Raw genomic sequence first — 11,859 nt, 5'->3', positions numbered from 1 at the left:
ACGACGACCGGCGGCCCGCTTTTCAGATGTGCCTCGCCCGCGCGGTAACGGGGCCTGAGAGATTCAAGGGAGGGACTTGCTCCTTCGGCGCCCGGGTACCCATGGGGTCCCGGAACTCTCCCGCGCGGATTCAAGCGGCCGGTATGCAGTTGGCGGGCACATCATCGCACGCATTCCTCCGGCCCGGCAGGGGGACCCTTCACGGGAGGGGCAGAGCCCTGCCGCGGGCACACATATCGCCCTGTAGCAGGCCTGTTGCAGTAAGCGGACCCAAACGAGAGGCATCGCGTATTACCTTCTCTTTACACTCGACGGGGATGGGGTACGTCCCGACCCCATGGGAGGACGATCACGGTGAACAGGACCCCGGCCTACGCGACGACCCCGGCCCTCGGGCTGCCCGACGCCCTGCCCCAGCAGCCCGCCGCCCCCGCCCGGGAGGCGTGCGCCGTGCGCCCGGCACCCGTGATCCGCGACCTGCGGGAGCGCGCGGGACACAGCCCGCACGGCCTCACCTTCGGCGCCCGCGACCTCGTCGTGGTCACCGGCCTGCCCGGCAGCGGCAAGTCCACGCTGATGCGCCGGACGGTGCGCGCCACCGGCATCGACTCCCAGAACACCCGCGACCACTGGGACGCCCGCACCCCCTCCTTCCTCCCCTACGCCGTCTACCGCCCCCTCGTCCGCCTCGCCCACTACGCCGGACTGCGCCGCGCCCTGCGCTCCGGCGCCGGAGTCGTCGTGCACGACTGCGGTACGCAGGCCTGGGTGCGCGGCTGGCTGGCCCGCGAGGCCCGCCGCCGGGGCGGCACCCTGCATCTCCTCCTCCTCGACGTCTCCCCGGGCGAGGCCCTGGAGGGCCAGCGCGAACGCGGCCGGGGCGTCTCGCGGTACGCGTTTTTGCGCCACCGGCAGGCCGCGTCGCGGCTGCTGCGGTCCGTGGAGAAGGGGAACCTGCCCGACGGCTGCGGCTCGGCGGTGCTGATCGACCGGGACGCGGCGGACGTCCTGCGCAGGATCGACTTCGCGGACTGACCGCCGTATCCGCCAAGGCCGGTTAGGGTTTTGCCCATTAAGGGACTCCCACCGAGGGACCCAGGACAGCGGTTCACAGCAGGCGGTAGGCAGATGGACATCCCGGCGGACTTCCCCCCGGACTTTCCCGGGGGTTTCCCCACCCCGGCGCACCCCCGTTCGCACGGCGGATGGCCCGGCAACGAGCTGGAGGAGGTGCTCTCGGCATCCCTCGGCGTTCCCGGCGCGGGCGCCCGCATCGTCGAGGTCCTCGGCCGCAGCTTCGTCTGGGTCCCCCTCCCGTCCGGCGGTGGCCCCTACTCCGGCCCGCTCGACCTGCCCACACTCGACCTCCAGGGCCAGGCGTACGTACCGGTCTTCAGCTCGGAGGAGCAGTACCGGCAGGTCGTCGGCGCCCATGTGTCGTACACCGTGGCTCCCGCCGTGGAGTTCGCCCGCGGCCTCCCGCCCCAGGTCGGCATCGCCGTGAACCCGGACGGCATGGTCGGCGTCCCGCTGCCGCCGCCGGCCGTCGCCGAACTCTGCCGCTCCGGCCGCACCGTCCTCGACGGCGCCGTCGGCGGACGCGTCCGCCTCTACGAGCCCAACTGGCAGGAGGACCCCGTCGCCTTCCTCACCGCAGCGGCGACGGAGTTCGCCGGCACGGGCGTCGTCCAGACGGCCCGCCGCTGCCTGGCGACGATAGAGACGGGCGCCCCCGTGATGTTCATAGGCGTCGAACTCTCCCCCTGGGACCCGGTGGCCCGCACCATCCCGATGGACGCCCTGGCCAGAGCACTGGGCCACACGCCCGCCCCCTGGCCGGTGAACCTGGTCTTCCTGGACGCGGCCCAGGACCCGGTGACGGACTGGCTGCGGGAGCGGGTCCGCCCCTTCTATCAACACGGATACTGACAAACGGGCCCCAGGGGCAGCCCCTGAGGGGCGCGGGGAACTGCGCGACAAGCCACGAGCCCACCCGCACTCCGCCGACAACACCAGGCCCCGAGCTCTCAACGGCCTACCCTGCGGAGCGCCTAAGCTAAGAACCGCACAACTCGGTCGGTGTGATGAAGGGGCGGTAATGGTGAGCGCGTCGGGCACGGCCGCGACCGGACAGGTCGAGCACATGCTGCGCCAAGTGACGCCCGGGCGTTACGACGCCTACGAGGCGCTGCTGCGCGCCCTCGCGACCCCGTCCTCCGGCCAGATCTGGATGCTGCTCTGGCACGGCCAGGCCGGTTCCCCCGACGCGCAGTACGGAAACATGCAGGTCGACGGGTACGGGTATGCGCCCTGCGTGACCTCCGCCCAGGAGCTGTCGGTCAGCGGCTGGAACAGGTCGTACGAGGTGGTCGACGGCCTTGACGTGGCCCGCACCCTCTACCCCGACCAGTTCGGCCTGTGGCTCAACCCGCACTCCCCGGGCGGCGGAGTCGGCATCCCCTGGCTCGACCTGCGCCGGATCGCGGCGGGCCTGGAGCGCCAGCCCGCGGGACCGCTGCGGCTGGCCGAACCCGGCATCGAGATCCCGCAGTTCTACGCCCTCCTCTCGCAGAACGCCCACCGCACCCCGGCGATCCGCTCCCTGCGCCGCGCCTGGGTGCAGCCGGCGCTCGGGGCGCCGTACCTGGCCATCGGCCTCGACGTGTACGACACCTCACCGTCGGCCGTGGACTCGGTGCGCGCGATGATGCAGCAGTCGATCGGAGCGGTCCCGGAGGGGCTGCCGGTGTCGACGGTCGCGATGTCGGACGAGCAGGACCCGGTCGTGATGTGGCTGCGCGCGAACGCCCGGCCGTTCTACGACCGGGAGGCGCACGCGATCGCCGCCCCGCCCCCGAGCCAGCAGGCTCCCGTGGCGGGCTACGGCTACCCCCCGGCGCAAGGGCGCTACTGACCGCCACAGGGCGTGATCGCGACACTCTGTGGTGGCCGCCGATCATGGGAACCACCGCGTTGTCTCCGCGCGTAGATCAAGGTGGAATGCTCAACTTTACGGGTAATGTCCCCATTGGTGTGCGTCCGGCCCCCGTTACCCGGCGTTCGGATAACGGAATCCCCAGGACAGCATCACGGTTACGCATCCATTCACCTCCAAGTCTGGTGACAGATCGCTGAACCGTTGAAGACTCCCGCAGCAAGGGGGTGTTCTCCCCTGCGTACAACGGACTAATCACGCCGCTGCGACGGCACGTGTGAGCCGGCTACCCGCCGGTTGAGAGGGGTCCCTGCCAGATGACGGCACCATTGCATGAGCCGACCGCGGAAACGGCCCCGAGTGCGGCCGAGGAAGCGGCGTTGGCCAGCGCCGATGCGAAGGCCGTCCAGGGTCGTTCGTTGGGCCGGATCGCCTGGGAGCGGCTCAAGCGGGACAAGATCGCTCTCAGCGGCGGCGTCGTCGTGCTCCTGCTGATCCTGGTCGCGGTGTTCGCACCGCTGCTCGCCGGGCAGGACCCCGACGCCTACCACGAGAACCTGATCGACCCGCTCTTCGGAACGCCCAAGGGCTCCCTGGGCGGGATCAGCGGCGACCATCTCCTCGGTGTCGAACCGGTCAGCGGTCGCGACATCTTCGCCCGCGTCGTCTACGGCGCCCGGATCTCGCTCCTCGTGGGCTTCCTGTCCGCGCTGGTCGCCGTGGTCCTCGGGACCATCCTGGGCGTCCTGGCCGGTTTCTTCGGCGGCTGGGTCGACTCGGCCATCAGCCGGGTGATGGACGGTCTGCTCGCCTTCCCCCAGCTGCTGTTCATCATCGCGCTGGTTTCCGTCATGCCGAACCAGATGCTGGGCCTGACCGGTACGGGCGTACGGCTGTTCGTGATGATCCTCGTCATCGGCTTCTTCGGCTGGCCCTACATCGGCCGCGTGGTGCGCGGTCAGACGCTCTCGCTGCGCGAGCGCGAGTACGTCGAGGCGGCCCGCTCCCTCGGCGCCGGGCGGTTCTACATCCTGTTCAAGGAACTGCTGCCCAACCTCGTCGCCCCGATCATCGTGTACACGACGATGATGATCCCCACCAACATCCTCACCGAGGCGGCCCTCAGCTTCCTCGGAGTGGGTGTCAAGCCGCCCACGTCGTCGTGGGGCCAGATGCTCTCGAGCGCGATCGACTACTACGACTCGGACCCCATGTACATGGTGGTCCCGGGTGTGGCGATCTTCATCACCGTTCTTGCCTTCAACCTCTTCGGCGACGGCGTGCGTGACGCGCTCGACCCGAAGGGCTCCCGCTGACCCGCCGTACCCCAAGCGACCCGTGGACCTTGCACGGGATCTCTCATCTATTCGGAGGATCCGAGATCGTGACTACCCAACGCACCTCAGGGCGGCGCAAGCAGGCCATGGCCGCTACCGCTGTGGTCGCCGCGCTGCTGACCACCGCGGCGTGCGGCGGCGGAGGCGGTGACGACGACGGCGGCTCGAAGACCGGTGCCGCCGGCTTCGACGCGGCCAACAACAAGGTCGCCCAGGCCTCGCTGGTCAAGAAGGGCGGCGAGCTGAAGTTCGCCGCTTCGCAGGACGCCGACTCGTGGGACACCACGCGTGGTTACTACGGCTTCATGTGGAACTTCGCCCGCTACTACAGCCGCCAGCTCGTCACGTACAAGCCGGAACCGGGCAAGGCCGGCGCCCAGATCACCCCCGACCTCGCCACCGGGCTCGCCAAGGTCAGCGACGACGGCAAGACCTACACGTACACGCTGCGTGACGGGGCCACGTGGGAGGACGGCAAGCCGGTCACGTCCCAGGACATCAAGTACGGCATCGAGCGCGTGTGGGCGCAGGACGTACTGTCCGGCGGCCCGGTCTACCTGAAGGACGTGCTGGACCCGAAGGGCGAGTACAAGGGCCCCTACAAGGACACGTCCAAGGACAAGCTCGGCCTGAAGGCGATCGAGACGCCGGACGCGAAGACCATCGTCTTCAAGCTGCCGTCGGCCAACTCGGACTTCGAGTACATGCTGGGACTCACCTCGGCGTCCCCGGTCCGCCAGGACATGGACACCAAGTCGAAGTACGGCCTGAAGCCGTTCTCCTCCGGCCCGTACAAGTTCCAGTCGTACGAGCCCGGCAAGGACCTGGTCCTCGTCCGCAACACCGCGTGGAAGGCCGCCTCGGACCCGGTCCGCAAGGCCTACCCGGACAAGATCTCGATCAAGTTCTTCAGCAACGCCAACGACCTGGACGCGCGCCTGATCGCCGGTGACTACGACCTGGACATCGGCCAGACCGGCCTGCAGGCCCAGGGGCGCACCACCGCGCTCAAGCAGCACAAGGCCAACGTGGACAACCCGGTCTCGGGTTACATCCGCTACGCCGTCTTCCCGCAGAGCGTGAAGCCGTTCGACAACATCCACTGCCGCAACGCGGTCATCTACGGCGCCGACCACGTGTCGCTGCAGACCGCGCGCGGTGGTCCGGTCGCCGGTGGTGACATCGGCACCAACATGCTGCCGCCGGCCGTTCCGGGTTCCGAGGGCCAGAAGTACGACCCGTACAAGCTCGCCACCGAGAACAAGAACGGCAACGTAGCCAAGGCCAAGGAAGAGCTGAAGGCCTGCGGTCAGCCGAACGGCTTCAAGACCACCATCGCCGTCCGCAACAACCGCCCGACCGAGGTGGCCACGGCCACGTCCCTGCAGGCGTCGCTGAAGAAGGTCGGCATCACCGCCGACATCGACCAGTTCGACGGTTCGCAGACCTCCGGCATCATCGGCAGCCCTTCGAACGTGAAGAAGAAGGGCTACGGCATCATCATCATGGGCTGGGGCGCGGACTTCAGTTCCGTCCAGGGCTTCGGTCTGCCGCTGTGGGACAGCAAGTACATCCTGGAGAGCGGTAACAACAACTTCGGCCTGATCAAGGACAAGGCGATCGACGGCCTGTTCGACCAGTACAACACCACGCTGGACGACGCGGGCAAGGCGAAGATCGCCACCGAGATCAACCACAAGGTCATGGAGGGCGGTTACTACCTGCCCTTCGTCTTCGAGAAGTACATCAACTGGCGCTCCAACCGACTGGCGAACGTCTACACGACCGACGGCTACAGCGGCGTGTACGACTTCGTCAACCTCGGTCTGAAGTCCACGAAGTAATCCCGGCACACCCGCCGAACGGCACGAAAGGCAGGTGAAGGCCGGCGCGGCCGGACCGCGGGCCACCGGACAACCTCCGGTGGCCCGCGCTCGGGCAGCGGGCCGAGAGCTGTGCTCGCTTATCTCATCAGGCGGCTGTTCGCCGCCGCAGTGATGCTCGTGGTCATCATCGTGGTGGTCTTCTGCATCTTCTTCCTTGTCCCCAAGTGGGCCGGCGTGGACCCCGCCCTGAGCTTCGTGGGCAAGCAGGCCGACCCCGGCGCCGTCGAGGCGATCCGGGTGAAGCTGGGCCTCGGTGACCCGATCTACTCCCAGGTCTGGGAGTTCTTCAAGGGTCTCTTCGCGGGCCGCACCTACGCGGCCGGTGGCGACGTCACCCAGTGCGCCGCTCCGTGCTTCGGCTACTCCTTCCGCAGCGAGCAGGCCATCTGGCCGCTGCTGACCGACCGCTTCCCGGTGACCCTGTCGCTCGCGCTCGGCGCCGCCGTGCTGTGGCTGGTCTTCGGTGTCTCGGCGGGCGTGCTCTCCGCGCTCAAGCGGGGCAGCCTGTGGGACCGCGGTGCGATGGTCATCGCCCTCGGCGGTGTCTCGCTCCCCATCTACTTCACCGGTCTGCTCAGCCTGGCGATCTTCTCCTACGGACTCGGCTGGATCGACGCGCAGTACGTGCCGATCGAGGAGAGCTTCACGGGCTGGCTCGGCGGCATGATCCTGCCGTGGATCACCCTCGCCTTCCTCTACGCGGCGATGTACGCCCGGATCACCCGCGCCACGATGCTGGAGATCCTCGGCGAGGACTACATCCGTACCGCGCGGGCGAAGGGCCTCAAGGAACAGACCGTCATCAGCAAGCACGCCATGCGTTCGACGATGACGCCCATCCTGACCATGCTGGGTATGGACCTCGGCGCCCTCATCGGTGGCGCGATCCTGACCGAGACCACGTTCAGTCTTCCCGGACTGGGCCAGGCCGTGCTCAACGGCATCAAGAACCAGGACCTGCCCATCATTCTGGGCGTCACCCTGATCACCTCCCTCGCGGTGCTCATCGCCAACCTCGCGGTGGATGTCCTGTACGCCGTGATCGACCCCCGAGTGAGGCTGTCATGACCGAACTCAGCAAGAGCGGAGCGGCCGTGGGCGAGCCCACCACCGCGCTGACGGCCCCGACAGCCTTCCTCGAAGTGCGCGACCTGAGGGTGCACTTCCCGACCGACGACGGCATCGTCAAGTCCGTCGACGGGCTCACCTTCCAGCTGGAGAAGGGCAAGACCCTCGGCATCGTGGGCGAGTCCGGTTCCGGCAAGTCGGTGACCTCGCTCGGCATCATGGGCCTGCACAGCGCCGGCCAGTACGGCAAGCGCAAGGCGCAGGTGTCCGGCGAGATCTGGCTGGACGGCACGGAACTGCTGACCGCAGACGCGGACTACGTCCGTAAGCTGCGCGGCCGCGAGATGTCCATGATCTTCCAGGACCCGCTGTCGGCGCTGCACCCGTACTACACGATCGGCCAGCAGATCGTGGAGGCGTACCGCATCCACAACAAGGTCGACAAGAAGACGGCCAAGCGCCGCGCGGTGGAGATGCTCGACCGGGTCGGCATCCCGCAGCCCGACAAGCGGGTCGACAGCTATCCGCACGAGTTCTCGGGCGGTATGCGACAGCGCGCGATGATCGCGATGTCGCTGGTCAACAACCCCGAACTGCTCATCGCCGACGAGCCGACGACCGCCCTGGACGTGACCGTCCAGGCGCAGATCCTCGACCTCATCCGTGATCTGCAGAAGGAGTTCGGCTCGGCGGTCATCATCATCACCCACGACCTGGGCGTCGTCGCCGAACTGGCCGACGACATCCTGGTGATGTACGGCGGCCGCTGCGTCGAACGAGGGCCGGCCGAGAAGGTGTTCTACGAGCCGCGGCACCCCTACACCTGGGGTCTGCTCGGCTCGATGCCGCGCCTCGACCGTGACCAGCAGGAACGCCTCATCCCGGTCAAGGGCTCCCCGCCCTCCCTCATCAACATCCCGTCCGGCTGCGCCTTCAACCCGCGCTGCCCGTACGCGGACGTCCCCAAGGACAACGTCACCCGCACGGTCCGTCCCGAACTGGCCGAGGTCGGCAGTCGGCACTGGGCCGCCTGCCACATGACGCAGGAGCAGCGGGAGCGTATCTGGACCGAAGAGATTGCGCCGAAGCTGTGAGCGAGAAATCCGAGGACGCGGCAGTGACGAATCCCGGGCAGAGTGGGAGCGCCGTCCTCGCCAAGGACGCCGCCCCCGGCGAGACCTTGCTGAAGGTGACCGGCCTCCAGAAGCACTTCCCGATCCGGAAGGGTCTGCTTCAGCGGCAGGTCGGCGCGGTGCGCGCCGTCGACGGCATCGACTTCGAGGTCAGGTCCGGCGAGACCCTGGGTGTCGTGGGCGAGTCCGGCTGCGGCAAGTCGACGATGGGTCGGCTGATCACGCGGCTGCTCGAACCGACCGCCGGTACGGTCGAGTTCGAGGGCAAGGACATCACGCACCTCGGTGTCAACGGGATGCGTCCGCTGCGCCGCGACGTGCAGATGATCTTCCAGGACCCGTACTCGTCGCTGAACCCGCGGCACACCATCGGTACGATCATCAGCGCTCCCTTCCGGCTCCAGGGCGTCGAGCCCGAGGGCGGGGTGAAGAAGGAGGTCCAGCGGCTGCTGTCGGTCGTGGGTCTCAACCCCGAGCACTACAACCGCTACCCGCATGAATTCTCCGGCGGTCAGCGTCAGCGCATCGGCATCGCCCGCGCGCTGGCCCTGAAGCCGAAGCTGGTCGTGGCGGACGAGCCGGTCTCGGCGCTGGACGTGTCGATCCAGGCCCAGGTCGTCAACCTGATGGACGACCTCCAGCAGGAGCTCGGCCTGACGTACGTGATCATCGCGCACGACCTCTCGGTGGTCCGGCACGTCTCCGACCGGATCGCGGTGATGTACCTCGGCAAGATCGTCGAACTGGCCGACCGCGAGTCCCTGTACAAGGCGCCGATGCACCCGTACACCAAGGCGCTGATGTCGGCCGTGCCGATCCCGGACCCGAGGCGTCGGGCGGCGAAGAGCGAGCGCATCCTGCTCCAGGGTGACGTGCCCTCGCCGATCGCACCGCCGAGCGGTTGCCGGTTCCACACCCGGTGCTGGAAGGCGACGCAGATCTGCACGACGGTCGAGCCGCCGCTCCTGGAGCTCAAGCCCGGTCAGCGTGTCGCCTGCCACCACCCGGAGAACTTCCAGGACCAGGCCCCGCAGGACACCGTGCTGCTGTCGGCCGCCAAGGACGCGGCGGAACTGGTGAAGACCGAGAACGCCGACAATCCCGAGGCATCGGAAACCGACGGCGAGAAAAACTAGCGAAAAGATTGTGTGAACGCATATGCCCCGGCCGCCAGTGAAATGGCTGTCGGGGCATATGCGTTCAACGGCCTGCGTTTACCGGCCGGTCAGGAACTGGTTTCCCAGTAGTGCCAGCCGACAGAGGTCGCGGGCAGTACGGCCGTTCCGCTGGCGAGGGTGGTCGTCGTGCAGTTCGGGTTCGTACGGTTCGACTCCCAGCCGACCTTGAAGCCGTTGGAGCCGTACTGCAGGTTGCCGTACTTCCTGGCGTGGATGTCGTGTGAATACGTGTGGCCCGTCGTGATCGCCACGGACTTGGTGATGCCGGCGTTGACCGAGGCCTTGGCCGAGGCGAAGAGGTAACTCGCCGACACCTCCAGCGAGGTGGAGAGGCTGTACGTGATGGTGCTGGCCCTGGTGACGGAGGCCGTCATCGTGCCGCCCGGACCGTCCTTGAGGTAGGCGCCCTTCGCCGGAATCCGGTAGGCCTTGTGTGACGTGATCAGCACCCCGTAGGTGATCGGGCAGGACCTCTTCGGCGTGACCAGGGCCGAAGCCGGTGCCGCTGCCGCGAGTGCCGGCATCGTCCCGGCAAGAATGAGCGCGGCGATCTTGGCTCTCTTGTGCATGAAATTCCCCCATGTGGCTGATCTCCGGTTCCCGCTGTGGCGGAGAACCGCTCCGGTCGAGAGTGACCTTATGAAGCCCGATCGAGGCAGGTCAATGGAATTCCACTGAATTGAGCAAGAGTTGAGCTTGCTGACGGGGGGTCAACTGCCTTATCGCTGTCGCCCGTTCGAGCATAACGGAATTCGGGATGGGGCTGCCGGACGTCAATCAACCCGCAATGTCTGATGAGTTGGCAAAGTCATGTACATGGTCGGGTCGACGTGTACATGATCTTAGGTGTCCGTCTGATCGGAACATGCTCTGAAGGGACGATTCATGGCACTCTCCCGTGCGGCACGTTTAGGGGCCGTCGCGACCGCGGCGGCCTCCTTCCTTGTGATCGCGGCCTCCTCCCATCCGGCCCCGGGGGCCGACGGCATCGGTGACTCCTACTTCCCTCAAGCCGGCAACGGCGGTTTCGACGCCCGCCATTACGCCCTCGACCTCGCGTACAACCCGGACACCGACCGTCTCGACGGCCGTACGACCATCACCGCCCGCGCCACCCAGAACCTCTCGTCCTTCGATCTGGACCTCCAGAAGCTGGAGGTCACGCGGGTCGAAGTGAACGGCAGAGCCGCCAAGTTCACGCGCGAGGGCGACGAGATACGCGTCACGCCCCGCGGTTCCCTGTACAAGGGGCGGGACTTCCAGGTCGCCGTCACCTACGGCGGCGTGCCCGAGCCGCTGAGCGGGCCCATCGTCTTCGGCTCCCAGTACGGGTGGATGAAGACGACCGACGGCGTCTTCGTCGCCTGCGAACCCAACGCCGCCTCCACCTGGTTCCCATCCAGCGACCACCCTTACGACAAGGCATCCTTCGACATCCGGGTCAAGGCGCCGAAGGGGCTGACCGCCGTCTCCAACGGCCGGCTGGTCTCGACGTACGACAAGGGCGGCTCGACGTACACCCACTGGCGTGAGAAGAAGCAGATGGCGACCTATCTCGCCACCGCGACCATCGGGAAGTTCGACGTGAAGACGGGCGTCACGCCCGGCGGGACGCCGATCTATGTGGCCATCGACCCGGTGCTCGCGAACAGCAACAACGTCGACGTGTACGCGGTGACCGCCGAGGCCACCGACTACTGGTCGAAGGTCTTCGGGCCGTACCCGTTCGAGGAGACCGGGGCGATCGTCGACGACATGCCGGAGGCCGGGTTCTCGCTGGAGACGCAGACCAAGCCGGTCTACTCGGCCGTGCGCAACGAGACGACCATCGTGCACGAGCTCGCCCACCAGTGGTTCGGCGACTCCGTGTCGGTGGACCGCTGGAAGGACATCTGGCTCAACGAGGGCTTCGCCACCTACTCCCAGTGGCTGTGGGCCGAACACAAGGGCACCCGGTCGGCGCACGACTCCTTCCTCGCCGGGTACACCTCCCGCCCCGCCGACAGCGCCTTCTGGCAGATCGTCGTCGGTGACCCGCAGCGCGACACCATGTTCGCCTCGGCCGTCTACCAGCGCGGCGCGATGACCCTCCAGATGCTCCGCGAACGCATCGGCGACGCCGCCTTCTTCAAGCTCCTGCCCACCTGGACCGAGCTCCACCGGTACGGCAACGCGAACACGGACGACTTCATCCGGCTCGCGGAGAAGGTCAGCGGCCAGCAGCTCGACGACCTCTTCCAGACGTGGCTCTTCACGACCGGCAAGCCCGCCTTGTAGCCCGTCTTGTAGGTCGTCTTGCAGGCCGTCAAACGTTTCAGCCTT

General features: G+C 67.5%; 10 protein-coding genes and 1 riboswitch. Of the genes, 9 read left to right on the top strand and 1 reads right to left on the bottom strand.

Annotation, left to right across the window (positions count from 1 at the left end):
- Positions 1-32: 32 nt before the first annotated feature.
- Positions 33-133, bottom strand: a riboswitch (glycine riboswitch).
- A 215-nt stretch (positions 134-348) separates the two neighbouring features.
- The 8 genes from ADL01_RS00905 (at position 349) to ADL01_RS00870 (ending at position 9,495) form a co-directional block, all read left to right on the top strand.
- A complete protein-coding gene (locus ADL01_RS00905) occupies positions 349-1,035 on the top strand; it encodes an AAA family ATPase (protein WP_053739883.1) in 687 nt (228 codons plus the stop codon).
- A 93-nt stretch (positions 1,036-1,128) separates the two neighbouring features.
- Positions 1,129-1,929: an enhanced serine sensitivity protein SseB gene (locus ADL01_RS00900; RefSeq protein WP_053739882.1), complete on the top strand. Its 801-nt coding sequence runs from the start codon at positions 1,129-1,131 to the stop codon at positions 1,927-1,929.
- 172 nt (positions 1,930-2,101) lie between these two features.
- Positions 2,102-2,914 carry an enhanced serine sensitivity protein SseB C-terminal domain-containing protein gene (locus ADL01_RS00895; protein WP_053739919.1) on the top strand — a complete coding sequence of 271 codons (813 nt, stop codon included), beginning with the start codon at positions 2,102-2,104 and terminating at the stop codon, positions 2,912-2,914.
- Positions 2,915-3,252: 338 nt separating this feature from the next.
- The gene (locus ADL01_RS00890; protein ID WP_053739881.1) at positions 3,253-4,251 is read left to right on the top strand and encodes an ABC transporter permease; all 999 of its coding nucleotides are present in this window, start codon (positions 3,253-3,255) and stop codon (positions 4,249-4,251) included.
- Between the two features lie 68 nt (positions 4,252-4,319).
- Positions 4,320-6,116 (top strand): ABC transporter substrate-binding protein, encoded by a 1,797-nt coding sequence (locus ADL01_RS00885; RefSeq protein WP_053739880.1) that lies wholly within the window; start codon positions 4,320-4,322, stop codon positions 6,114-6,116.
- A gap of 111 nt (positions 6,117-6,227) precedes the next feature.
- Positions 6,228-7,226 carry an ABC transporter permease gene (locus ADL01_RS00880; protein ID WP_053739879.1) on the top strand — a complete coding sequence of 333 codons (999 nt, stop codon included), beginning with the start codon at positions 6,228-6,230 and terminating at the stop codon, positions 7,224-7,226.
- On the top strand, positions 7,223-8,320 hold the full coding sequence (locus ADL01_RS00875; RefSeq protein ID WP_053739878.1) for an ABC transporter ATP-binding protein: 1,098 nt from the start codon (positions 7,223-7,225) through the stop codon (positions 8,318-8,320). Before ADL01_RS00880 ends, ADL01_RS00875 begins: the two co-directional genes overlap by 4 nt.
- The gene (locus ADL01_RS00870) at positions 8,317-9,495 is read left to right on the top strand and encodes an ABC transporter ATP-binding protein (protein ID WP_234354442.1); all 1,179 of its coding nucleotides are present in this window, start codon (positions 8,317-8,319) and stop codon (positions 9,493-9,495) included. Before ADL01_RS00875 ends, ADL01_RS00870 begins: the two co-directional genes overlap by 4 nt.
- Positions 9,496-9,584: 89 nt before the next feature.
- On the opposite strand, the gene ADL01_RS00865 is transcribed toward ADL01_RS00870, so the two are convergent.
- Complete coding sequence (locus ADL01_RS00865; RefSeq protein WP_053739877.1) at positions 9,585-10,106, bottom strand: hypothetical protein; 522 nt, start codon at positions 10,104-10,106, stop codon at positions 9,585-9,587.
- A 316-nt stretch (positions 10,107-10,422) separates the two neighbouring features.
- Here ADL01_RS00865 and ADL01_RS00860 point away from each other — a divergent pair, with 316 nt between their 5' ends.
- Positions 10,423-11,814 (top strand): M1 family metallopeptidase, encoded by a 1,392-nt coding sequence (locus ADL01_RS00860; protein WP_053739876.1) that lies wholly within the window; start codon positions 10,423-10,425, stop codon positions 11,812-11,814.
- Positions 11,815-11,859 lie beyond the last annotated feature (45 nt).

The organism is Streptomyces sp. NRRL WC-3618 (assembly GCF_001280005.1).
Classification (GTDB): Bacteria; Actinomycetota; Actinomycetes; order Streptomycetales; family Streptomycetaceae; genus Streptomyces.
Note: the sequence above shows the minus strand (reverse complement) of the source record. Positions and strands in the feature narration are given on the sequence as shown.

Bases quoted from the DNA above. Each gene is read 5' to 3' on its own strand.
- ADL01_RS00900 (WP_053739882.1), top strand. From the start codon at position 1,129: ATGGACATCCCGGCGGACTTCCCCCCGGACTTTCCCGGGGGTTTCCCC.
- ADL01_RS00890 (WP_053739881.1), top strand. From the start codon at position 3,253: ATGACGGCACCATTGCATGAGCCGACCGCGGAAACGGCCCCGAGTGCG.
- ADL01_RS00875 (WP_053739878.1), top strand. From the start codon at position 7,223: ATGACCGAACTCAGCAAGAGCGGAGCGGCCGTGGGCGAGCCCACCACC.
- ADL01_RS00865 (WP_053739877.1), bottom strand. From the start codon at position 10,106: ATGCACAAGAGAGCCAAGATCGCCGCGCTCATTCTTGCCGGGACGATG.
- ADL01_RS00860 (WP_053739876.1), top strand. From the start codon at position 10,423: ATGGCACTCTCCCGTGCGGCACGTTTAGGGGCCGTCGCGACCGCGGCG.